This is a genomic window from Lysinibacillus sp. fls2-241-R2A-57, from assembly GCF_030209535.1.
Lineage (GTDB): Bacteria > Bacillota > Bacilli > Bacillales_A > Planococcaceae > Lysinibacillus.
Window position 1 is genome coordinate 1 of sequence record NZ_JARVRU010000079.1, and the last position, 22,540, is coordinate 22,540.

Annotated in this window: 24 protein-coding genes; all 24 read left to right on the forward strand. The window is 38.8% G+C overall.

Annotation, left to right across the window (positions count from 1 at the left end; translation table 11 throughout):
* The coding region (gene ftsY, locus QRN68_RS13555; RefSeq protein WP_350224354.1) for a signal recognition particle-docking protein FtsY at nucleotides 1–1,061 on the forward strand (1,061 nt) is incomplete at its 5' end.
* A 28-nt stretch (nucleotides 1,062–1,089) separates the two neighbouring features.
* Nucleotides 1,090–1,227: a hypothetical protein gene (locus QRN68_RS13560; RefSeq protein WP_285397426.1), complete on the forward strand. Its 138-nt coding sequence runs from the start codon at nucleotides 1,090–1,092 to the stop codon at nucleotides 1,225–1,227.
* 188 nt (nucleotides 1,228–1,415) lie between these two features.
* A complete protein-coding gene (locus tag QRN68_RS13565) occupies nucleotides 1,416–1,751 on the forward strand; it encodes a putative DNA-binding protein (RefSeq protein ID WP_285397427.1) in 336 nt (111 codons plus the stop codon).
* Nucleotides 1,752–1,763: 12 nt separating this feature from the next.
* A complete protein-coding gene (ffh, locus tag QRN68_RS13570) occupies nucleotides 1,764–3,122 on the forward strand; it encodes a signal recognition particle protein (RefSeq protein ID WP_285397428.1) in 1,359 nt (452 codons plus the stop codon).
* Nucleotides 3,123–3,218: 96 nt separating this feature from the next.
* Nucleotides 3,219–3,491: a 30S ribosomal protein S16 gene (gene rpsP / locus QRN68_RS13575; RefSeq protein WP_285397429.1), complete on the forward strand. Its 273-nt coding sequence runs from the start codon at nucleotides 3,219–3,221 to the stop codon at nucleotides 3,489–3,491.
* 15 nt (nucleotides 3,492–3,506) lie between these two features.
* A complete protein-coding gene (locus tag QRN68_RS13580; protein WP_004269410.1) occupies nucleotides 3,507–3,740 on the forward strand; it encodes a KH domain-containing protein in 234 nt (77 codons plus the stop codon).
* Nucleotides 3,741–4,301: 561 nt separating this feature from the next.
* Nucleotides 4,302–4,817 (forward strand): ribosome maturation factor RimM, encoded by a 516-nt coding sequence (gene rimM / locus QRN68_RS13585; RefSeq protein ID WP_285397430.1) that lies wholly within the window; start codon nucleotides 4,302–4,304, stop codon nucleotides 4,815–4,817.
* A complete protein-coding gene (trmD, locus tag QRN68_RS13590; RefSeq protein WP_285397446.1) occupies nucleotides 4,817–5,554 on the forward strand; it encodes a tRNA (guanosine(37)-N1)-methyltransferase TrmD in 738 nt (245 codons plus the stop codon). Before rimM ends, trmD begins: the two co-directional genes overlap by 1 nt.
* Nucleotides 5,555–5,670: 116 nt before the next feature.
* Nucleotides 5,671–6,015, forward strand: coding sequence for a 50S ribosomal protein L19 (gene rplS, locus QRN68_RS13595; protein ID WP_079560440.1), 345 nt, complete (start codon nucleotides 5,671–5,673; stop codon nucleotides 6,013–6,015).
* Nucleotides 6,016–6,121: 106 nt separating this feature from the next.
* Entirely contained in the window at nucleotides 6,122–6,691 is a 570-nt protein-coding gene (lepB, locus tag QRN68_RS13600) for a signal peptidase I (protein WP_285397431.1), read from the forward strand.
* Nucleotides 6,692–6,714: 23 nt separating this feature from the next.
* Complete coding sequence (locus QRN68_RS13605; RefSeq protein WP_285397432.1) at nucleotides 6,715–6,861, forward strand: hypothetical protein; 147 nt, start codon at nucleotides 6,715–6,717, stop codon at nucleotides 6,859–6,861.
* 16 nt (nucleotides 6,862–6,877) lie between these two features.
* A complete protein-coding gene (gene ylqF / locus QRN68_RS13610) occupies nucleotides 6,878–7,753 on the forward strand; it encodes a ribosome biogenesis GTPase YlqF (protein WP_285397433.1) in 876 nt (291 codons plus the stop codon).
* A 423-nt stretch (nucleotides 7,754–8,176) separates the two neighbouring features.
* Entirely contained in the window at nucleotides 8,177–8,935 is a 759-nt protein-coding gene (locus tag QRN68_RS13615) for a ribonuclease HII (protein WP_285397434.1), read from the forward strand.
* 63 nt (nucleotides 8,936–8,998) lie between these two features.
* The gene (locus QRN68_RS13620; protein WP_285397435.1) at nucleotides 8,999–11,074 is read left to right on the forward strand and encodes a hypothetical protein; all 2,076 of its coding nucleotides are present in this window, start codon (nucleotides 8,999–9,001) and stop codon (nucleotides 11,072–11,074) included.
* Nucleotides 11,071–11,373 carry an EscU/YscU/HrcU family type III secretion system export apparatus switch protein gene (locus QRN68_RS13625; RefSeq protein WP_285397436.1) on the forward strand — a complete coding sequence of 101 codons (303 nt, stop codon included), beginning with the start codon at nucleotides 11,071–11,073 and terminating at the stop codon, nucleotides 11,371–11,373. Before QRN68_RS13620 ends, QRN68_RS13625 begins: the two co-directional genes overlap by 4 nt.
* Nucleotides 11,374–11,535: 162 nt before the next feature.
* Entirely contained in the window at nucleotides 11,536–12,696 is a 1,161-nt protein-coding gene (sucC, locus tag QRN68_RS13630; protein WP_285397437.1) for an ADP-forming succinate--CoA ligase subunit beta, read from the forward strand.
* Between the two features lie 17 nt (nucleotides 12,697–12,713).
* Nucleotides 12,714–13,616: a succinate--CoA ligase subunit alpha gene (gene sucD, locus QRN68_RS13635; RefSeq protein ID WP_054610302.1), complete on the forward strand. Its 903-nt coding sequence runs from the start codon at nucleotides 12,714–12,716 to the stop codon at nucleotides 13,614–13,616.
* Between the two features lie 222 nt (nucleotides 13,617–13,838).
* On the forward strand, nucleotides 13,839–14,735 hold the full coding sequence (dprA, locus tag QRN68_RS13640) for a DNA-processing protein DprA (RefSeq protein ID WP_285397438.1): 897 nt from the start codon (nucleotides 13,839–13,841) through the stop codon (nucleotides 14,733–14,735).
* Between the two features lie 92 nt (nucleotides 14,736–14,827).
* Nucleotides 14,828–16,906 (forward strand): type I DNA topoisomerase, encoded by a 2,079-nt coding sequence (gene topA / locus QRN68_RS13645; RefSeq protein WP_285397439.1) that lies wholly within the window; start codon nucleotides 14,828–14,830, stop codon nucleotides 16,904–16,906.
* An 18-nt stretch (nucleotides 16,907–16,924) separates the two neighbouring features.
* Nucleotides 16,925–18,238 (forward strand): FADH(2)-oxidizing methylenetetrahydrofolate--tRNA-(uracil(54)-C(5))-methyltransferase TrmFO, encoded by a 1,314-nt coding sequence (gene trmFO, locus QRN68_RS13650; protein WP_285397440.1) that lies wholly within the window; start codon nucleotides 16,925–16,927, stop codon nucleotides 18,236–18,238.
* Between the two features lie 449 nt (nucleotides 18,239–18,687).
* Nucleotides 18,688–19,587, forward strand: coding sequence for a tyrosine recombinase XerC (xerC, locus tag QRN68_RS13655; RefSeq protein ID WP_285397441.1), 900 nt, complete (start codon nucleotides 18,688–18,690; stop codon nucleotides 19,585–19,587).
* Nucleotides 19,588–19,608: 21 nt separating this feature from the next.
* Nucleotides 19,609–20,154, forward strand: a complete 546-nt coding sequence (gene hslV, locus QRN68_RS13660) for an ATP-dependent protease subunit HslV (RefSeq protein WP_285397442.1) — start codon at nucleotides 19,609–19,611, stop codon at nucleotides 20,152–20,154.
* Complete coding sequence (gene hslU / locus QRN68_RS13665; protein ID WP_285397443.1) at nucleotides 20,154–21,554, forward strand: ATP-dependent protease ATPase subunit HslU; 1,401 nt, start codon at nucleotides 20,154–20,156, stop codon at nucleotides 21,552–21,554. The genes hslV and hslU overlap by 1 nt, the downstream gene beginning before the upstream one ends.
* An 87-nt stretch (nucleotides 21,555–21,641) precedes the next feature.
* The gene (gene codY / locus QRN68_RS13670; protein ID WP_285397444.1) at nucleotides 21,642–22,421 is read left to right on the forward strand and encodes a GTP-sensing pleiotropic transcriptional regulator CodY; all 780 of its coding nucleotides are present in this window, start codon (nucleotides 21,642–21,644) and stop codon (nucleotides 22,419–22,421) included.
* Nucleotides 22,422–22,540 lie beyond the last annotated feature (119 nt).

Consider the following 22,540-nt stretch of genomic DNA (forward strand, 5'->3'; position numbering starts at 1 on the left):
AAAAGCAAGAAAAGCAAGAAAAGCAAGAAAAGCAAGAAAAGCAAGAAAAGCAAGAGGTCGCAATAGTGGAGGAACCTGTGAAGGAGAAAAAACCTTCTGCTTGGTCTATCACACAAAAATTCAAAGCTGGACTAGAAAAAACACGTAATTCATTTACTTCGAAAGTGAACGACCTAGTTGCTCGTTATCGAAAAGTAGATGAAGATTTCTTTGAAGAATTAGAAGACTTATTATTACAGGCTGACGTAGGTTTTGAAACAGTAATGGAGCTAATGGACAAATTACGCTTCGAAGTTCAACGTAAAAATATAAAAGATACAAACGGTATTCAAGCGATTATTTCTGAAAAACTTGTGGAAATTTATGAGCAAGGAGAAGAGGATTTAATCGACCTTAATATGCAGCCTCAAGATGAGCTTACTGTTATTTTATTCGTAGGCGTAAACGGAGTTGGGAAGACAACAACAATCGGTAAACTTGCCCATCGTCTAAAATCACAAGGTAAAACGGTTGTCTTAGCAGCAGGTGATACATTCCGTGCTGGTGCCATCGATCAATTACAAGTTTGGGGAGACCGTGTTGGTTGTGAAGTGATTAAACAATCGGAAGGCTCAGATCCTGCGGCGGTTATGTATGATGCAATTCGTGCAGCGAAAAACCGTAAAGCAGATGTGTTGATTTGTGATACGGCTGGACGTCTGCAAAACAAAGTGAACTTAATGAATGAGCTTGAAAAAGTTCATCGAGTAATCTCTCGAGAGGTACCGAATGCTCCGCATGAAGTACTATTAGCATTAGATGCAACAACAGGTCAAAATGCACTTGTTCAAGCACAAACATTTAAGGAAGCTACAAATGTAACAGGGATCGTTTTAACAAAGCTTGACGGTACTGCAAAAGGTGGTATTGTTCTTGCTATTCGAAATAAATTACACATTCCTGTGAAGTTTGTTGGTCTTGGTGAAAAAATGGATGATTTACAACCATTTGATGCGGAACGTTATGTGTATGGCTTATTTGCTGATGGTTTAGATAAAGAATTACAAAATAATGAGGATTAGGTTCCTCAACAAAAGTTGTGGATCACTTTTGTTAAAGAAGCGGCTTATCGGACGCCCCCAAGAAGCTTTGCTCTGTGCGAAAGCGAAGCGTCAGCAACAACAAAGCGCCCAGTCGGAACGGAAATCAACCACACGCTTTGGTGATGGTCCGAGGATTAACATTTAAGTAAGTAAATTTGTAATTGCGCTCGTCTGTGCAGGGGAATCGCATTGTTTAAAAGGGAAATACTAGCTTTAGGTGAAAAACACCTAAAAAGCAGTTAATTAAAGCTTTTAGACAAGGAGATTACCTTGACACAGACGGGCGCTTTTCGTTATGATACAAATGACTAATAACGGGAGGAGAAACATTCGATGCTACTTGAAAAAACAACACGCATGAACTTTCTCTTCGACTTTTATCAAGCATTATTAACAGATAAGCAACGGAGTTATATGGAGCTATATTATTTAGATGATCACTCGCTTGGAGAGATCGCTGAATCGTATGGAGTTTCACGCCAAGCTGTTTATGATAATATTCGTCGAACAGAAGCGATGCTTGAAGAATATGAAGAAAAACTATCTTTATTGGAAAAATTTCAACAACGTACACAAATGCTTGCGCAGCTAACAACGGGGATTACAGAACAAAGTATGACGGTTGAAGAGCAGTTGACGCTTATAGAACAGTTGAAAGAATGGGATTAGGAGGCGAAAGCAATGGCTTTTGAAGGATTAGCGGAACGACTCCAAGGAACGATCCAAAAGATTAAAGGCAAAGGTAAAGTATCGGAACAAGACGTTAAAGAAATGATGCGAGAAGTCCGATTTGCTTTAATCGAGGCGGATGTTAACTTAAAAGTAGTCAAAGAATTCGTTAAAAAGGTCAGTGAACGTGCTGTCGGTGTGGATGTTATGCAAAGTTTAACACCAGGTCAGCAAGTTATTAAAATCGTACAAGACGAATTAACAGAATTAATGGGTGGCGAGCAAAGCCCAATCAAATTTAATACTAAGCCACCGACTGTTATTATGATGGTCGGCTTACAAGGTGCGGGTAAAACGACAACTACAGGGAAACTGGCAAATGTGTTACGAAAAAAATATAATCGTAAGCCACTACTAGTTGCAGCAGACGTGTATCGCCCAGCAGCTGTTCAGCAATTACAAACATTAGGAAAGCAGTTATCACTACCTGTTTTTGCATTAGGAACTGATGTATCTCCAGTAGAAATAGCACGTCAGGCAATTGAATTGGCAAAAGAAGAGCATCATGATGTCGTGATTATCGATACTGCTGGTCGCTTGCACATCGATGAAGATTTAATGCAAGAATTAAAAGATATTCGTGCATTAAAAGAACCAGATGAAGTATTCCTTGTCGTGGATGCTATGACGGGTCAGGATGCTGTAAACGTAGCAGACAGCTTTAATGAGGCAATCGGCATTACTGGGGTTGTTTTAACAAAGCTTGATGGTGATACACGTGGTGGTGCGGCATTATCAATTCGTTCAGTAACACAGAAGCCGATTAAATTTGTCGGGATGGGCGAAAAAATGGATGCACTCGAACCTTTCCATCCAGAGCGTATGGCGTCTCGTATATTAGGAATGGGTGACGTTCTATCGCTTATTGAAAAAGCACAGGCAAATGTTGACGAAGCGAAGGCCAAAGAGTTAGAGGAAAAATTTAAAACTCAAACCTTTACTTTAGATGATTTTGTTGAGCAATTGCAACAAGTGAAGAAAATGGGTCCTCTAGATGAAATTCTGAAAATGCTACCAGGCGCAAACAAAATCAAAGGCTTAGACAATGTTAAAGTTGATGATAAGCAAATGGGCCACGTAGAAGCGATTATTTATTCGATGACAACTGCCGAAAAGACGAATCCAGAAATTATTAATGGCAGCCGTAAAAAGCGTATAGCGAAGGGTTCTGGGACTTCGATTCAAGAGGTAAACCGCCTATTAAAGCAGTTTGATGAAATGAAGAAAATGATGAAGCAAATGACAGGCATGGCGAGTGGTAAAGGGAAGAAAAAGATGAAAATGCCGGGCTTTGATTCATTGTTTAAATAATAATTTTTATAGGTGTTAAGAAAAAACACTTTACAAACAACCTAAACATTGATAATATACTATCTTGTGTGAAACTTATTCGGAGGTGCTATTAAAATGGCAGTTAAAATTCGCTTAAAACGTATGGGAGCTAAAAAATCTCCTTTCTATCGTATCGTAGTTGCAGACGCTCGTTCACCACGTGACGGTCGTTCAATTGAAACAGTTGGTACTTACAACCCACTTACTCAACCAGCTACTGTAAACATTGATGAAGAGAAAGCTCTTAAATGGTTATCTGACGGTGCAAAACCATCAGATACAGTACGTAACTTGTTCTCAGAACAAGGTATCATGGAAAAATTCCATAACCAAAAATTCAGTAAATAATCGGGGGCGACATTTTTGAAGCAGCTGATTGAAGCAATCGTTTTACCGTTAGTCGATTATCCAGAAGAAGTTCGTATAGAGACGGATGAAAATGCAAATCGAATTGTTTATAAACTTTTTGTTCATCCAGAGGATCGAGGGAAAGTCATAGGCAAACAAGGGCGAGTAGCGAAAGCGATTCGTACAATTGTTTATTCAGCGGCGGGTAGTCACCATCAAAAAAAGACCTACGTCGATATATTGGATTGATAGAAAAGATTTTCACGCTCTTTTACATGCAACAAGCACTGGAGAGTCCTGATAGGTATGTTTACATGCGCTTAGGAATTCGAAGTGGCTTTGAGGTGAAGCGTAAAATCTGGACTAAGAAGGAAGGAGCTTGCCGGTTCCTTCCTTTTTTCATTATCATAATTACATTGAGAGGTAATTGAACATAATGACATTAAGGAAGGCTGGTCAACTTCTTAGCTACAACATCGTCCGCCAATAGTTAATCTGCTACTTTAGGTGAAAGTGAGAGAAGGGTACTTTTGTTCTGGCTAGCTAGTAGCTTGACGGGGATAGGCATGTTTAGCAATTGTGATCTGTGCGAAAATGAAGCGGTCGCAAAAAAATGTTTTGTAATGAAAGTGAAACGGCAGTTACAGAATACACCCATCTTTGAAGGTGGTAAGGTGAAAAACATACGTTGGTCTAGAGCCTCTGACGGATGTCATGGATTTTGATTTGTGCTAGTACATTCAAAATCGGGACGCATTGTTTATCTGTAACAATTACGTCAAGGCGAAATTGATACGAGGTGAGATTTGAATGGAATGGTTTAATGTAGGTCGTATTGTCAATACACACGGTATTCGCGGTGAGGTGCGTGTGTTATCAACAACAGACTTTGAAGATGAGCGCTTCACAGTAGGAAATAAGCTTGCGGCGTTTAAAAAAGACGATAAAATGCCAACATGGGTAACAATTGAATCCATGCGTCGTCATAAAAACTTTATTTTATTAACTTTTGAAGGAATGAATAACATCAACCTTGTTGAGCCATTCAAAGAAGGAATGCTCAAAATTACGAAAGATCAAATGACAGATGATTTATTAGAGGAAAATGAATTTTTCTTCCATGAAATTATTGGCTGTACAGTTGTATCTGAAGAAGGCGAAATAATTGGAGTAGTGACTGACATTCTTCAAACGGGGGCAAATGATGTGTGGGTAGTTAAGGGCGCTAAGAAAGAGCATTACATCCCGTATATCGAAGACATCGTCAAGGAAATTGATGTTGCTGAGAAGAAAATTGTGATACACGTAATGGAAGGTCTGCTATGATGAATATTCATGTGTTAAGTTTATTTCCTGATATGTTTACAGGCGTTTTTGGTGCGTCAATATTAAAGAAAGCGCAGGAAAAAGGTGCTGTAAAGCTAGAAGTAACTGATATACGTGGATTTTCGGGTAACAAGCATAATCAAGTAGATGATTATCCGTATGGCGGCGGTGCGGGAATGGTATTAAAACCAGAGCCGATGTTTAGCGCTGTCGAGGCCATTACGGCAGGGAAAAATCCTCGTATCATTTTGATGTGTCCGCAAGGTGAGCGCTTTACTCAAAAAAAGGCAGAAGAGCTAGCGCAAGAACAAGAACTAGTATTTTTATGTGGTCATTACGAAGGCTATGATGAACGCATTCGTCAGCATCTTGTCACAGACGAGATTTCAATTGGAGACTTCGTATTAACTGGTGGAGAGCTAGGTGCTATGACGGTTATAGATAGCGTTGTACGACTTCTGCCGGGAGTTTTAGGACAAGAGGATTCCCACATACAAGATTCGTTCTCTACAGGTCTTCTAGAGCACCCACATTATACACGACCTGCTGAATTCCGCGGAATGAAAGTACCTGATGTTTTACTATCGGGCAATCATGCAAAAATTGAGCAATGGCGTGCGGAAGAATCTCTGAAAAGAACATTCGAGCGTCGTCCTGATTTACTCGAGAATTATCCATTAACAGATAAGCAAAAATTGTATGTAGAAAAACTTAAAAACAACAATAAAGATGCTTGATTGCTATCTATATTTATGGTAACATCTATTCTGTACTTCTATGTGAAGTACTGAATTACGGTGTTCCGCTGTGGCATAGATTGCGTGCAAGAGCATCTGTCTAAGGAGAGAAAACAATGTCAAACATTATTACAGAAATTACTAAAGCTCAGCTTCGCACTGATCTACCATCTTTCCGTCCTGGTGATACTGTTAAGGTACACGTGAAAGTAGTAGAGGGTACACGTGAACGTGTCCAAGTATACGAAGGTGTAGTAATTAAACGTCGTGGTGGCGGTATTAGCGAAACTTTCACAGTTCGTAAAATTTCTTATGGTGTAGGTGTTGAACGTACATTCCCTGTACACACACCAAAAATCGCTAACTTAGAAGTTGTACGTCGTGGTAAAGTACGTCGTGCTAAACTTTACTACCTACGTAACCTACGTGGTAAAGCTGCTCGTATTAAAGAAATTCGATAATTATGACTTAAAAGTGAGGGGCTTGTGCAACAAGCCCCTTTTCTTTTTGCTTGTCAACTTAAATAACTATCATCTAAAATGAGGATAGACAAGGGGGCAAATCTCGATGGAAAAACAAGTGAAAGAAAAGAATGAACTATGGGAATGGACAAAGGCACTTCTAATTGCATTTGCGATTGCAGCAATTATTCGTTACTTTTTATTTACACCCATTGCAGTAGATGGCCAATCCATGATGCCAACCCTTGAAAATGGCGACCGTATGATTGTGAATAAGATTGGTTATAAAATAGGTGAACCAAAACGCTTTGATATAGTTGTATTCCATGCTCCGGAGCAGAAAAACTATATTAAACGTGTTATTGGGCTACCAGGAGAGACATTGGAATATAAAAATGATCAATTATACATTAACGGTGAGCCGATAGACGAGCCTTATTTAGATGACTACAAATCGAAAATTACAGAAGGTACTTTAACAGAGGATTTTACGTTAAAAGACATTGATGTAAACCTAAAAGATAATGTAATTCCAGAAGGCTGTGTTTTCGTTATGGGAGATAATCGTCGATACAGTAAGGACAGTCGTATTATTGGAGTCGTCGATCAGAAAGAGATTATTGGTAATACAAGTCTGATTTTCTGGCCGTTTAGTGATATTAAAATTGTAAAGTAATTCTTGAAAGGGAGAGATCAATTATGCCTTGGCATAATTCGTCTGGAACGGCTTTGTGCTTGCACAAAGAACTCCTTTCCGATTCCATGACATCCGCCGGAGGCTTTAACTTTTTTCAGCAGGCTTTTGGACACCTGCTGAAAGAAGTTAAAACTCCCTTTTTCTTTTAGTTTAGGAGGTATAGATATGACTATACAATGGTTTCCAGGGCATATGGCAAAGGCCCGCAGAGAAGTAACAGAAAAATTAAAGCTCGTTGATATTATATTTGAATTAATAGATGCACGTTTACCTCTATCTTCCCGAAATCCGATGATAGACGAAGTGATTAATCAAAAACCGCGTCTCCTTATCTTAAATAAATCAGATATGGCAGATGAGCATGAAACACGTAAGTGGGTAGAGTATTTTGCACAACGTGGTCATAAGGCCGTAGCAATCAATTCTCTTGAAGGTAAAGGATTACAGCAAGTGACTAAGGCTGCTCAAGAAATTTTGAAAGAAAAATTTGAACGCATGAAATCACGTGGGATGAAGCCAAGGGCCATTCGCGCAATGATTGTTGGGATTCCGAACGTAGGGAAATCGACGCTTATTAATCGCTTAGCGAAGAAAAATATCGCAAAAACAGGTAATACGCCAGGGGTAACTAAGGCACAGCAATGGATAAAGGTTGGTAAGGAGCTTGAATTACTCGATACACCAGGTATTTTATGGCCGAAGTTTGAAGATCAAGAAGTAGGCTATAAATTAGCCTTAACAGGTGCTATAAAGGATACGATAACGAATATGGAGGATTTAGCGGTATATGGTCTACGCTTTTTATCCATTCATTATCCAGCACGAATGGAAGAACGCTATGGCTTCCAGTTTGTACATGAAGATTTAGTTGAGACTTTCGACCATATCGGTAAACTTCGTCGTGTTTACGGTCCTGGAGGAGAAATCGATTATGATCAAGTAGCTCAATTAATCGTTCGAGATATTCGTGGGTTACAATTAGGCAAACTAACATTTGATTTTGTTGACGAACAACTTGAAAAAGAAACAGAACAGCAATAAAGAAAACTGTCATACTCACGTCATAAATCGTGAGCGTGACAGTTTTTCTTTTAGGAATACTTCTTTTTGCCGATATAGGATATAGAGCGAGAAAAAGAAATTATATTATTTTTTGATATAGAAAAAACGAATACATATTTTGGGTTTTTCACTAAAAGTTGTGGATGTCATTTGTTAAAACGTATGCTATATATTAGTTTGACCTTCGTTCTGGCAGGGCGACTCCTTGCGGTTCATCGGACGCCCCGAGAAAAGCGCCCAGCCTGAACGAAAATCAACCACACGTTATGGTGATGATCCGTATTTTTAGAGAATCCACTACCTTCTAGTGAAAACATGACTGATGTTAGTAGAATACTCGATAACAGTCAGCTCAAAATAGTTTTGAACTGTTGATGTAGAACCAAAAAAGGGAGTAAATAGATGAAAACGATTAAAGAGATTACAGTAGCGTTAAAAGAAGCGGAGGAATGGCAGGATTGGATGACGGGAGTAGAGACTGACGAACGTGCCGGTGTGCAAAAGGCTTGGTTAAGCTGGAAAAAGCGTCAAGATAAAAAACAACAGTTACTACAAGAACATCAAGAAAAAGTCGATTTCGATCAAAGCTACGGTGGAATAAGTGCTTTAATTGCGGGTGTAGATGAAGCAGGGCGAGGACCATTAGCAGGACCAGTAGTAACAGCTGCTGTTATTTTACCAGCAAACTGCGAGGCTCTAGTCGGATTAAATGATTCAAAGCAATTATCAAAGGATAAACGCAATGCCTATGCTACTTTAATAAAAGAACATGCAGTAAGTTATTTTATCCATTTCCAAGCAGCACAACAAATTGATGAATTAAATATTTACGAAGCTACAAAGCAATCGATGAAGACGAGTGTAGAATCGTTATCTATTAAGCCTAATTATGTGCTAGTTGATGCTATGACACTGCCAATCTCTATTCCACAGGATTCAATAATTAAAGGGGATGCAAAAAGCTTAGCTATTGCAGCTGCATCGATATTAGCAAAAACGGCACGAGATGATTATATGGATCAATTGGACAAAGAATTTCCTATGTATGGTTTTGCTCAGCATGCAGGATATGGTACAAAGCAACATTTAAAAGCACTTGAAGATTTCGGTCCAACCATCCATCATCGTAAATCGTTTGAGCCAATAAAGTCAATGCTTTAAGGTATTTTGAAAACATAATAGCCACCAAAAGTTAGGAAGAATATTTACTATAACGTATATCGTATGGATAAGTTGATTGGAACGGAGACAGGACGCCCCCAGAAAGCTTTGCTCTGTGCGAAAGCGAAGCGTCAGCAACAAAGCACCCAGTCGGAGCGGAAAACAACCCTACGCTATGATACTGAGCCAAATAAAAATAGAAGCCAATTACACCAAGGAGTAATTGATGAAAGGAGTACATATATGACAGCCACATCTTTTAATCCGATTCAAATGCAACAAGCTGCTGTAACCTCAGCTAATCAGCCACTTGCTTTAAAACAAGGGCAAGTATTTCATGGTACGATTAAACAATTATATCCAGATCAAATGGCTGAGATACAAGTTGGCCAACAGAAATTTATTGCTAAACTCGAAGTTCCACTAAAAGCAGGAGATGCCCATTTCTTTCAAGTAACGGGTATAAACCCGCAAACTGAACTAAAAGTTGTTACGGGTCCTATGGGGCAAACAGCTTCCCAAAGTCAACAAATCAATCAGTTACTTGAATCGATGAATTTACCTAAGTCAGCTGAAATGCAACAGCTTCTATCCCATTTTATGAAAGCACAGCTACCGATTTCTAAGGAGCAGCTGATGCAGGCAGAAATGTGGATAAAAGCATTACCAGAGGGCATTACTAAACTAGATGCCTTACAAGCTATTCAAAAAATGGTGGAGCTTAAAATGCCAATGACAAATGACGTTTTCCAAGCTCTTATTAGTGGGCAAAAAACTACTGGTATGATTTCGGTAATGGAAAACTTTACGCAGCTTTTAGCTAAAGATACAGCTTTACTGGAAAACCTTAAGCAAAATCTACTGCAACAGGTGCAGGCAATTGCAAAGCCTTTTGAGGTAGAAACAGGTAGTTTAGTGCTTGCTAAGTCCATACAAATATTAACGAATAACGCGGCTTCTATGAGTGATAAGATTCAAGCTATGAATATGTTAAAGGAGGCGGGAATATTACCTCAGCAGGCAACCTTGCAAAACTGGTCAAGTCTCAGCGATCTAAAGTCTGTTCAGCCAAATCAGCTTCAACAAGCTGGACAAGTTATTCAAACGATTCTAACGGCACAACCTGACAAAACAACTCAGCTTGTCGACCAACTTAAATTATGGACAGCGAATCAAAGCTTGTTAACGAATGAACAAAAGCAGCAAATTAATCAACTTATCGATAGATTAAATCAGCTTCCAGCAAATAAACAAACGCTAGAGATTTTTGCAAAACAGATGCAAGAACAACTAATAAAAGCGTTTGCTGAAAATTCTTCGGAGCGTTTATTTACACAAGACGCCAATGCTCTTTCAGTGAAAGACCATTTATTATCACTTTTAAAGCATGAAGCAACTACGCCACTACAAAACGACGCATTCATGCGAAATCTTATGAAAAATAGTGTTGAATCCTCGCAATCAATGATTCAGCAGATTGTTACACAAGCAGATGCCCATGTGCAAAATTCTATGGATAGTAAAGCAATGGAACATGCACTTAAAACGGTATTAAAAAATCTAGGACTTAGCTATGAGGCGACACTTAGTAATAAATCAGCTGATTTACAGGAGATTGCACATCAATTAAAACCTCAGCTTCATACATTATTGCAGGAGACACATACTACTCCACAGCTGAAGGAAGCAGCAGAAATGTTAATGGCACGTATGAACGGTATGCAGCTAGCATCAGGTGAGAATGGTCATCAGCATCAGCTTATTATGCAAGTACCATTAGACTTCTTCGGCAAGAAAATGGATGCAACATTACAGTGGAATGGACGCATGAAGGATGATGGTAAAATTGATGCCAATTATGCACGTATATTATTTTATTTACAAATGGAATCAATGAAAGAGACCGTTATTGATATGCAGGTTCAAAATCGTGTCGTTACTGTGACGGTATTTAATGAAAATAATGATATTGTTCCACTTACAGAACCACTAAAAGCAGCTTTAAAAATAGGCCTAGCTGAAAAAGAGTACCAACTTTCAGGTGTTTTTATTAAACAATTTGAAAAAGCCCAACCTGAAAAAACTACCTCTGTAGTAGGACAGCAGGAGGAACATAGTAAGGTGGATTTCCGCGTATGAGTGAAGAAAAATTTACTCGAAAAGAGGCGATCGCTCTCACGTATAAACTGGGGCGCTTTGATAGTCCAACGGTGGTAGCGAAAGGAAAAGGAAAAATAGCAGAAAATATTTTAACGCGTGCAAATGAGTATAATGTGCCGATTTATGAGGATCCTAACCTTGTTCAATTACTTGGACAATTAGATTTAAATGAGTCGATACCTGAAGAATTGTACCAAGCTGTCGCTGAGGTTTTTGCATTTATTTATCGGTTAGATCAACAACATGCGCAAAAATATAGAAAAGATAGACAATTCTAATTTTCGCAAAAATCTGTTTTAGTACACAAAGTAGAAGAATGCGTAATATTAAAAGATAAAAAACGAACAAAAGACAAAGTGTAGACTTTATCAGAATCTTTAGTTAGAATAGATTATGTTAGTAAAACAATTTTATGCAAATGTTTGATGGGAGGATGTATTATGAATATCCATGAATATCAAGGGAAAGAGATTCTTAGAAAGTATGGTGTAGCTGTACCAAATGGAAAAGTTGCTTTTTCCCCTGATGAAGCAGTGAAAGTAGCGAAGGAACTTGGCTCTAATGTGACAGTAGTCAAGGCGCAAATTCATGCAGGTGGACGCGGTAAAGCAGGTGGTGTAAAAATCGCTAAAAACCTTGACGAAGTGCGTACTTACGCAAAGGAATTATTAGGGAAGATTTTAGTGACTCATCAAACAGGTCCTGAAGGAAAAGAAGTAAAACGCTTATATATTGAAGAGGGTTCTGATATTCAAAAAGAGTACTATTTAAGTTTAGTATTAGACCGCGCAACATCCCGTGTAACAATAATGGGATCTGAAGAGGGCGGCATGGATATTGAAGAAGTAGCGGAAGCGCATCCAGAAAAAATCTTCAAAGAAGTTGTAGATCCAGTAGTTGGGTTAACAAGCTTCCAGGCACGTCGTATGGCGTTTAATATGAATATTCCAGCAAACCTTGTGGGGAAAGCTGTTAAATTAATGTTAGGCTTGTATCAAGCGTTTATCGACAAAGATGCTTCGATTGTAGAAATTAATCCACTTGTTGTAACTGGACAAGGCGAAGTTGTAGCATTAGATGCTAAATTTAATTTCGATGCGAATGCGTTATATCGTCATAAAGATATTGTCGAATTACGTGATTTTGATGAAGAGGATGCAAAGGAAATTGAAGCATCAAAATACGATTTAAGCTATATTTCATTAGATGGCAACATTGGCTGTATGGTGAATGGAGCTGGTCTTGCTATGGCTACAATGGACACAATTAGCTATTATGGCGGAAGCCCCGCTAACTTCCTAGATGTAGGTGGCGGTGCAACGGCTGAAAAAGTAACAGAAGCTTTCAAAATTATCCTTTCCGATCCACATGTAAAAGGCATTTTCGTTAACATTTTTGGCGGAATTATGAAATGTAACATTATCGCTGAGGGTGTTGTAACGGCTGCCAAAGAAATTGGCTTAGCTGTGCCGTTAGTTGTACGTTTAGAAGGTACAAATGTAGAACTTGGAAAAGAAATTTTAAATGCATCTGGTTTGAACATCGTTGCAGCGGATTCAATGGCTGACGGTGCACAAAAAATTGTGGGACTAGTAGGCTAAGGAAGGCGGGGAGAACAATGGCTGTATTTATTAATAAAGATACGAAGGTAATTGTACAAGGGATTACGGGCGAAACAGCGCTTTTCCATACGAAGCAAATGCTTGAGTATGGTACTAAAATTGTAGCAGGTGTAACACCAGGTAAGGGTGGTCTTGAAATCGAGGGAGTCCCTGTGTTCAATACTGTAGCAGAAGCGGTAGCTGCAACAGGTGCGACAACTTCAGTTATTTATGTACCTGCGCCATTTGCGGCAGATGCTATTTTAGAGGCTGTTGATGCTGAATTAGAATTAACAATCTGTATTACTGAGCATATTCCTGTCCTTGATATGGTTAAGGTTAAACGTTATATGGAAGGTAAAAAGACACGCCTAGTAGGTCCAAACTGCCCAGGTGTTATTACGGCAGATGAATGTAAGATTGGTATTATGCCTGGCTATATCCATACGAAAGGGCATGTAGGAGTTGTTTCCCGTTCTGGTACGTTAACATATGAAGCGGTACATCAATTAACACAAGCTGGTATTGGTCAAACTACAGCTGTAGGTATCGGTGGAGACCCTGTAAATGGTACAAACTTTATTGATGTTTTAGAAGCATTTAACAATGACCCTGAAACATATGCAGTTGTGATGATTGGGGAAATTGGGGGTACAGCTGAAGAAGAAGCCGCTGAGTGGATTAAAGCGAATATGACGAAACCTGTCGTTGGCTTTATCGGTGGACAAACAGCGCCTCCAGGTAAACGTATGGGTCATGCTGGCGCTATTATTTCTGGTGGTAAAGGAACAGCGGCAGAAAAAATTAAGGCAATGAATGCTGCTGGTATTGAAGTAGCGGAAACGCCATCTGTCATTGGTGAAACGCTTATTAAAGTAATTAAAGAAAAAGGGCTATACGAAAAGTGTAAAACCCATTAAAATGGAAGATGTAGCACATTGTGGCTACATCTTTTCTTTTTCCTTATTTAGACACTGCTTAACATGGTTCTAATGAAATTGTGTTTAAACGATACAATTTCTAACTTCCTACTTACTCAGTTTAAAAGGACCTTCCCTTAACCAAAGCTGTGTCACATTTATGTTGTGGTGAAGATTAAACATGCGGTCATTTAATTTCTTCTATTAAAAGGAGGTTTTTAAATGATTTTTTCAGTCGATACACAGAGATTACTAGCATTACATTATGTATACCCATTACCACTTCAAAAACTTCAACAATTATTGTCCCCGGTGGATATATTAAGTTATTTTGAAGAAGCGCCTCCCAATGAGATTGCAAAAGCACTGCAAATATCATCGCAAAAAGCCTTGCAAATTTCTCGGAGTTTTCGACAAAGTATGACATTGTCGTTTGAAGATGCCTATGAACGGGCTCATATTTTCCCCATCCCTTTTCATCATCCCTTTTACCCGGCGCAATTATTTGAAATATCCAGTCCACCTACTGTATTGTATGTGAAAGGTCAGTATTCTCTATTAACGAAAGAAAAACAAGTAGCCATTATAGGTTCTCGAAAGGCTACAGCTTACACAAAGATTGCGATGGATCTAATTGTTCCACCTCTTGTTGAACATGGATATACTGTTGTGAGCGGGCTTGCAAGAGGGGCGGATACAATAGCTCATGAGACAACTATAAAATTTGGTGGTTCCACGATTGCAGTGCTTGGTCACGGTTTTAATTATATTTATCCAAAGGAAAACCAGGGTCTCGCTGACCATATGGCGGAGCATCAGTTACTTATTACAGAGTATCCTCCATATATGAAGCCTGAGAAATGGCATTTTCCAATGCGTAATAGAATAATTAGTGGACTATCTAAAGCGTTAGTTGTCACAGAAGCTGCATTAAGAAGTGGGACGCTAATTACTACAGAATACGCATTAGAGCAAGGTAAAGAAGTATTTGTTGTACCAGGACCAATTAATGCAGAGCAATCAAAAGGCACAAATAAATTACTATTAGAAGGGGCTATTCCAGTGTGCAATGGTCACGATATCGTTGAAACACTTGCTCTCTTTTCTAACAAATATTGAAAAAAAGTTGCATTATCTTAAAATCTGTTATACATTTTGCAACAGGTAACTTAAAAAAATTAGCAATAGACCTCGCTAAGGGGGAGACATAGATGGCGGATTATTTAGTGATTGTAGAATCACCAGCAAAAGCAAAAACAATTGAACGTTATTTAGGGAAGAAATACAAAGTGAAAGCGTCAATCGGGCATGTTCGTGACCTACCACGTAGCCAAATGGGCGTTAATACTGAAGATAATTACGAACCTAAATATATTACTATTCGCGGTAAAGGACCTGTTTTACAGGACTTAAAGTCTGCGGCTAAAAAAGTGAAGAAAGTCTATCTAGCGGCCGATCCAGACCGCGAGGGAGAAGCGATTGCTTGGCACCTTGCGACTGCGTTAAATATTGATATTCATTCAGATTGTCGTGTCGTTTTTAATGAAATTACAAAAGATGCGATAGTAGAATCCTTTAAAAATCCACGTCCTATTAACATGGATTTAGTAGATGCACAGCAAACAAGGCGTATATTAGATAGACTTGTTGGTTATAACATTAGCCCAATTTTGTGGAAGAAAGTTAAAAAGGGATTATCAGCAGGTCGGGTACAATCTGTAGCACTGCGCATGATTATTGATCGTGAAAATGAAATCAAAAACTTCCAGCCAGAAGAATATTGGACAATTGAAGGCTCCTTTGAAAAAGGCAAAAAAACGTTCGATGCGCTTTACTATGGCAATGGTAAAGATAAAATTAAATTAACAAATGAAGACCAAGTAAAATCTATATTAAAAAATGTTAAAGGTACAAACTTTGATGTTGTAAATGTATCTAAAAAAGAGCGTAAACGAAATGCAGCACCTGCGTTTACAACATCTTCTTTACAGCAAGAGGCTGCACGTAAATTAAATTTCCGTGCTAAGAAAACGATGATGCTTGCTCAACAATTATATGAAGGTATTGATATTGGTAAAAAAGAGGGTACAGTCGGTTTGATCACTTATATGCGTACTGATTCAACGCGTATTTCTGATACAGCAAAAACAGAGGCAATCGCATACATTGAATCTAAATACGGAAAAGAATACATCTCCACGGAGACGAAGCAGACTAAAAAAGCATCAAATGCACAAGATGCCCACGAGGCCATTCGTCCAACTAGCACGATGCGAACTCCAGAGGAATTAAAAGCGGTACTGAGTCGTGATCAATTGCGTTTATATCGTTTAATATGGGAGCGCTTTATCGCAAGTCAGATGGCACCAGCAGTACTTGATACTGTTGCTGTAGATCTGCAAAATGGTGATGTTTTATTCCGTGCAAACGGCTCGCAAGTTAAATTTGCAGGCTTTATGAAGCTATATATTGAGGGTACCGATGATCAAACGGAAGAAACAACAAAGCTTCTACCAGAGATGGCAGTTGGCGATCAGGTAAAATCCCTTGAAATCGAGCCTAAGCAACATTTTACACAGCCACCACCACGTTATTCCGAGGCGCGTCTTGTGAAAACAATGGAAGAGCTAGGTATAGGGCGCCCATCCACGTATGCACCGACCCTCGATACAATTCAGCGCAGAGGCTATGTCGTGTTAGATGCAAAACGATTTATGCCAACAGAGCTGGGTGAAATCGTACACCAACTCGTACTAGAATTTTTCCCTGATATCATAAATATCGAATTCACAGCACAAATGGAACAAGATTTAGATGATATTGAAGAAGGTGGCCGTCAATGGAAAAAAGTTGTACACGAGTTTTATAAGGACTTTGAGGTCCATGTAAAACACGCGGATGAGGCTATGGAAAAGGTTGTAATTAAAGATGAACCGGCTGGTGAGGATTGTGAGCTATGTGGATCTCCGATGGTCTATAAGCTTGGACGATATGGGAAATTTATGGCTTGCTCAAACTTCCCAGATTGCCGCAATACGAAAGCGATCATGAAGCCGATTGGTGTAAAATGCCCTTCTTGCGATACAGGCGAGATAGTAGAGCGTAAAAGTAAAACAAAGCGTTTATTCTATGGCTGTAATCAGTATCCTGAATGTGAATTTGTCTCATGGGACAAGCCAATTAGTAGACCATGTCCGAAATGTAGTGCATTATTAGTAGAGAAAAAAATAAAAAAAGGTGTGCAAATTCAGTGTACGAAATGCGACTATGAAGAAGCACCTACTCAATGATAGAAAGATGGTAAGAACATGACTGAACAAGTAGTAAATGTAATAGGCGCAGGTCTTGCTGGCAGTGAAGCGGCTTGGCAAATCGCCAAACGTGGTGTGAAAGTTAAACTTTATGAAATGCGCCCAGTAAAGCAAACACCAGCTCACCATACTGATAAATTTGCGGAGCTTGTTTGTTCGAACTCACTACGTGCAAATGGATTAACAAATGCCGTCGGTGTGATTAAAGAAGAAATGCGCACTTTAGATTCTGTTATTATGAAAGCGGCAGATGCGTGTTCAGTACCGGCAGGTGGTGCTTTGGCGGTAGATCGTCATGAATTTGCAGGATATGTGACTGAAGCAGTGAAAAATCATCCACTTGTGGAAGTCATTCATGAAGAAGTCATTGAAATTCCAGAAGGTATTACTGTTATTGCTACAGGACCTCTAACATCGAAAGCTTTAGCTGAAAAAATTCAAGGCTTAACGGGTTTAGATTATCTGTATTTCTATGATGCAGCAGCACCTATTATCGAAAAAGATAGCATTGATATGGACAAGGTTTATTTAAAATCTCGTTACGATAAAGGGGAAGCAGCTTATTTAAACTGTCCTATGACAAAGGAAGAATTTGATCGTTTCCGTCAAGCGTTAATCGAGGCAGAGGTTGTGCCATTAAAAGAATTTGAAAAAGAAATTTACTTTGAAGGATGTATGCCTATCGAAGTAATGGCTGCTCGCGGTGAGAAAACAATGTTATTTGGACCGATGAAGCCAGTAGGTTTGGAAGATCCAAAAACAGGAAAACGCCCTTATGCTGTTGTTCAATTACGTCAAGATGATGCAGCGGGAACTCTTTACAATATTGTTGGCTTCCAAACACATCTGAAGTGGGGGCCACAGAAAGAAGTATTGCAACTAATTCCAGGGTTAGAGAATGTTGAAATCGTTCGTTATGGAGTAATGCATAGAAATACGTTTATTAATTCACCGAAAGTTCTAGAGAAAACTTATCAGCTTCGCGAGCAAAAAAATATTTTCTTTGCTGGTCAAATGACAGGCGTCGAAGGATATGTTGAATCCGCTGGTAGTGGATTAATTGCTGGTATTAATGCAGCCCGATTAGTACTAGGACAAGAACCGATTATCTTCCCGTTCGAAACGGCGTTAGGAAGTATGGCGCGTTATATAACAGAAGCACAATCGAAAAACTTCCAACCAATGAATGTCAACTTCGGAATTTTCCCTGAACTACCACCGGGGCGTCGTTCAAAACCAGAGCGTGCAGAGATGCATGCTACACGAGCAATAAACGCAATTCATAATTTTGTGAATTCACAAACAATTTAATTGCAAAAAGCCTCTAAAAGTTGATATACTCTTAGAGGCTTTTTCTTTTTTTGTAGACAAAATGCTGATTTACACGTGTTTTATTATTTTGTATGGAGATTTTCTCAAAATATAACCATTTTTACTTGCTATATGCTGAAGATAGGTATAGTGTCAATATGTATGTTTATGTTCATTAACGAAACCCCAAAAAAAGTGGATAAACAGACTAGTACATCTTTTTAATGGCGAGTGCTAGTAATATGAGTTCATCACCAAACGTTGGGGTGACATTTGTTAAAAAACGTATGCTATGTATTTAAGTTGATCTTTGTTCCGATAGGCGACTCCTTACGGCTCATTGGACGCTCCAAGGAAAGCGCTCAGTCGAAATGAAAATCAACCCCACATTATGGTAATGTGCAGTAATTTGAGAAGGTTATCAATAATTCGTTGGTGGTGAATCTTTCATGTTAGTTTCGTCCCAAGATGCACTTGAACAATTCATGCTTTACATTCAGGTTGAAAAGAACTTCTCTGTTCATACAGTGCGAGAATATGAATCAGATCTACTAGATTTTTTAGCGTTTTTACAGGCGGAGGACGTAGATGATTTAGCTAGTGTTGAATATATACATGCACGTCTCTATGTAACAAAGTTGTACGATGAAAAAAGAGCAAGGTCATCTGTTTCAAGAAAAATTTCCTCAATACGCTCCTTTTTTCGCTTTCTAAATAGACAGTACGGATTAGATGATGGAGCATTTCGATCACTATATCATCCAAAAAAAGAATCACGCTTACCTAGTTTTTTCTACGAAGAAGAATTGAAGCAGCTATTTGATGCGAATGCTGGCGATGATTTGAAATCATTAAGAAATACGGCTATATTAGAGCTGTTATATGCGACAGGTATTCGTGTAAGTGAGCTTACCTCCATCCAAGTAGAAGACGTAGATTTCCATTACTCAATTATTAGGGTAATGGGGAAAGGGCGAAAAGAACGTATTATTCCATTCGGTCAATTTGCGAGTTTAGCCATGCAGGATTACATAGAGCAAGCTCGTCCGCGATTGATGAAAAAAACAAGTCATCAGCAATTGTTTGTCAACATGCGTGGTGGGGAACTTACTCCGCGAGGTGTACGTCATATTTTAACAGAAATGATTGACAAGGCCTCACTTCATACGAAAATATATCCACATATGCTTCGTCATACTTTTGCCACACATTTATTGAATAATGGCGCAGATTTACGAACGGTACAGGAGTTATTAGGCCACGCACATTTATCTTCTACACAAGTTTACACACATGTAACAAAAGAGCATCTTCGTCAAACATATATGAATGCTCATCCAAGGGCATAATAGAGCTAAGGAGGAAGGCAAATGGGACAAATTCATGCGACAACGATATTTGCAGTTCATCATAATGGAAGTTGCGCTATGGCTGGTGATGGCCAAGTGACCCTAGGGAATGCGGTTGTGATGAAAGGTACAGCAAGGAAGGTCAGACGTCTGTTTAATGGGCAGGTCCTTGCTGGATTTGCAGGATCGGTTGCAGATGCTTTTACGCTTTTTGAAATGTTTGAAGGAAAGTTAAATGAATACAATGGTAACTTACAACGTGCAGCAGTAGAAGTTGCCAAGCAATGGCGCGGTGATAAAATGCTACGTCAATTAGAGGCTATGCTACTTGTAATGGATAAAACTACGCTACTTCTTGTTTCGGGTACGGGAGAAGTAATTGAACCGGATGATGGAGTTTTGGCAATTGGTTCTGGGGGTAACTATGCATTATCGGCAGGTCGTGCTCTAAAAAAATATGCGGGTGATACAATGTCTGCTCGCGAAATTGCAGAGGCGGCATTAGAAACTGCTGCCGAGATTTGTGTATTTACAAATCATAATATTATCGTGGAGGCGCTTAACTAATGACAAAAAATAATTTAACGCCAAGACAAATTACTGAGCATTTGGATCGTTATATCGTTGGACAAAACGAGGCAAAGCGAGCTGTAGCTATTGCATTACGTAATCGTTATCGTCGCTCGCTGCTAAGTGATGAAATGAAGGCAGAAGTAATTCCGAAAAATATTTTAATGATTGGACCTACAGGTGTCGGAAAAACAGAAATTGCTAGAAGAATTGCGAAGTTAACGAGTGCGCCATTTGTGAAAGTGGAAGCAACAAAGTTTACAGAAGTAGGGTATGTCGGACGCGATGTTGAGTCGATGGTACGTGATGTAGTAGAAGCTTCACATCGTCTTGTAAAAGAAGAAATGATGGAGTCTGTAAAGGAACAAGCGGAAGAATTAGCCAACGAAGCAATAGTTAAGCTATTGGTTCCTTCCTTACGAAAAAAACAGTCTATGCAAAATCCGTTTGAAATGTTGTTTGGTGGTAAAGATCAGCAAACAAATGACGATACTTCATCTGAGGAGACAGAGGTGCGTTCCAAACGTGCACAAATCGCTCTTGATTTACGGAACGGTAAATTAGAAAATGAATGGGTTACAGTTGAAGTGACGGAACAAAATCCATCTATTTTTGATGCGTTACAAGGAACGGGCATGGATATGTCTGCAAATGGTGGCATGCAGGATATGCTATCTAGTTTAATGCCTAAAAAGCAGAAGAAACGCCGTGTGCAAGTTAAAGATGCACGACGTATTTTAACTTTCGAGGAAGCAAATAAGCTAATAGATGCAGACGAGGTTGCACAAGAAGCCATTTCAAGAGCTGAACAGTCGGGCATTATATTTATTGATGAAATTGATAAAATTGCTAGTAAGGAAGGTAACTCTTCTGCGAATGTATCACGTGAAGGTGTACAACGTGATATTCTGCCAATCGTTGAAGGCTCTACTGTAACGACGAAGTACGGTGCTGTAAAAACGGACTTTATGCTTTTCGTTGCTGCAGGAGCGTTTCATATGTCGAAGCCATCAGATTTAATTCCTGAATTGCAAGGTCGATTCCCGATTCGAGTGGAGCTTGAAAAATTAACGAAACAAGATTTTGTACGTATTTTGCAAGAGCCAGATCAATCACTTATTTTGCAATACAAGGCATTATTAGAAACTGAAGGCGTAGAAATAAACTTTACTGAAGATGCAATTGAACGAATTGCAGAAATTGCAACTGAGGTCAATCAGGAGACTGATAATATTGGAGCTCGACGTTTGCACACAATTTTAGAACGCTTATTAGAAGAATTATCATTTGAAGCTGCTGAAATTGCGCCTGCAAATATTCCAATCACAGCTGCATATGTAGATCAAAAACTTGCAGGTATAGTAAAAAACAAAGATTTGTCACAGTTTATATTGTAATATAAGGCAAAATAGTATCATTTAGTTGTAAAAACCTTTAGAATATTAAGTAAATACTCTTCGGTTTATTTATAGGAGGAACAAATAATGAATTTATTAGAAAAAACGCGTAAAATTAACTCGATGCTCCAAGCATCTGCTGGTAAACCAGTAAACTTTAAAGAAATGGCGGATACATTAGGAGACATTATAGACAGTAATGTTTATATTGTAAGCCGTAAAGGGAAACTTTTAGGAATTTCAATTCATCAACAAATTGAAAATGAACGTATGAAAAAGATGTTCGAAGAACGCCAATTCCCAGAAGAATACACACATAGCTTGTTTACAATTTCTGAAACATCTTCAAATCTGGATATTAACGACGAACACACTGCTTTCCCAGTTGAAAACAAAGATTTGTTCCAAAGTGCTTTAACAACGATCGTACCGATTGTTGGTGGTGGTGAGCGTCTTGGTACATTAATTCTTGCTCGTTTATCTGCACAATTTGAGGATGATGATTTAATTTTAGCTGAGTATGGTGCAACAGTAGTTGGTATGGAAATTTTACGTGAGAAATCTGAGGAAATCGAAGAGGAAGCTCGTAGTAAAGCAGTTGTACAAATGGCGATTAATTCTCTTTCATATAGTGAGTTAGAGGCTATTGAACATATTTTTGAAGAACTTGATGGACATGAAGGCTTACTTGTTGCTTCAAAAATTGCAGACCGAGTAGGTATTACACGTTCAGTAATCGTAAATGCATTACGTAAACTAGAATCTGCAGGTGTAATCGAATCACGCTCTTTAGGTATGAAAGGTACTTACATTAAAGTACTAAACGATAAATTCTTAAATGCATTAGCAGAAATTAAAATGAAATAATGATAAGTTCCTTTTCAAGGAACTTTACGAGGCATCTGGAGCGATTTTGTTCCAGATGCTTTTATATGTGCGCCCGGCATGCGTATGAACTATAGGGTGCAAGTCCCGAACCCCGAAGA

Excerpts from the sequence above, each read along its gene's own strand:
- QRN68_RS13565 (WP_285397427.1), top strand. The coding sequence starts at position 1,416 with ATGCTACTTGAAAAAACAACACGCATGAACTTTCTCTTCGACTTTTAT.
- ffh (WP_285397428.1), top strand. The coding sequence starts at position 1,764 with ATGGCTTTTGAAGGATTAGCGGAACGACTCCAAGGAACGATCCAAAAG.
- rpsP (WP_285397429.1), top strand. The coding sequence starts at position 3,219 with ATGGCAGTTAAAATTCGCTTAAAACGTATGGGAGCTAAAAAATCTCCT.
- rimM (WP_285397430.1), top strand. The coding sequence starts at position 4,302 with ATGGAATGGTTTAATGTAGGTCGTATTGTCAATACACACGGTATTCGC.
- trmD (WP_285397446.1), top strand. The coding sequence starts at position 4,817 with ATGAATATTCATGTGTTAAGTTTATTTCCTGATATGTTTACAGGCGTT.
- rplS (WP_079560440.1), top strand. The coding sequence starts at position 5,671 with ATGTCAAACATTATTACAGAAATTACTAAAGCTCAGCTTCGCACTGAT.
- lepB (WP_285397431.1), top strand. The coding sequence starts at position 6,122 with ATGGAAAAACAAGTGAAAGAAAAGAATGAACTATGGGAATGGACAAAG.
- QRN68_RS13605 (WP_285397432.1), top strand. The coding sequence starts at position 6,715 with ATGCCTTGGCATAATTCGTCTGGAACGGCTTTGTGCTTGCACAAAGAA.
- ylqF (WP_285397433.1), top strand. The coding sequence starts at position 6,878 with ATGACTATACAATGGTTTCCAGGGCATATGGCAAAGGCCCGCAGAGAA.
- QRN68_RS13615 (WP_285397434.1), top strand. The coding sequence starts at position 8,177 with ATGAAAACGATTAAAGAGATTACAGTAGCGTTAAAAGAAGCGGAGGAA.
- QRN68_RS13620 (WP_285397435.1), top strand. The coding sequence starts at position 8,999 with ATGGATAAGTTGATTGGAACGGAGACAGGACGCCCCCAGAAAGCTTTG.
- QRN68_RS13625 (WP_285397436.1), top strand. The coding sequence starts at position 11,071 with ATGAGTGAAGAAAAATTTACTCGAAAAGAGGCGATCGCTCTCACGTAT.
- sucC (WP_285397437.1), top strand. The coding sequence starts at position 11,536 with ATGAATATCCATGAATATCAAGGGAAAGAGATTCTTAGAAAGTATGGT.
- sucD (WP_054610302.1), top strand. The coding sequence starts at position 12,714 with ATGGCTGTATTTATTAATAAAGATACGAAGGTAATTGTACAAGGGATT.
- dprA (WP_285397438.1), top strand. The coding sequence starts at position 13,839 with ATGATTTTTTCAGTCGATACACAGAGATTACTAGCATTACATTATGTA.
- topA (WP_285397439.1), top strand. The coding sequence starts at position 14,828 with ATGGCGGATTATTTAGTGATTGTAGAATCACCAGCAAAAGCAAAAACA.
- trmFO (WP_285397440.1), top strand. The coding sequence starts at position 16,925 with ATGACTGAACAAGTAGTAAATGTAATAGGCGCAGGTCTTGCTGGCAGT.
- xerC (WP_285397441.1), top strand. The coding sequence starts at position 18,688 with ATGTTAGTTTCGTCCCAAGATGCACTTGAACAATTCATGCTTTACATT.
- hslV (WP_285397442.1), top strand. The coding sequence starts at position 19,609 with ATGGGACAAATTCATGCGACAACGATATTTGCAGTTCATCATAATGGA.
- hslU (WP_285397443.1), top strand. The coding sequence starts at position 20,154 with ATGACAAAAAATAATTTAACGCCAAGACAAATTACTGAGCATTTGGAT.
- codY (WP_285397444.1), top strand. The coding sequence starts at position 21,642 with ATGAATTTATTAGAAAAAACGCGTAAAATTAACTCGATGCTCCAAGCA.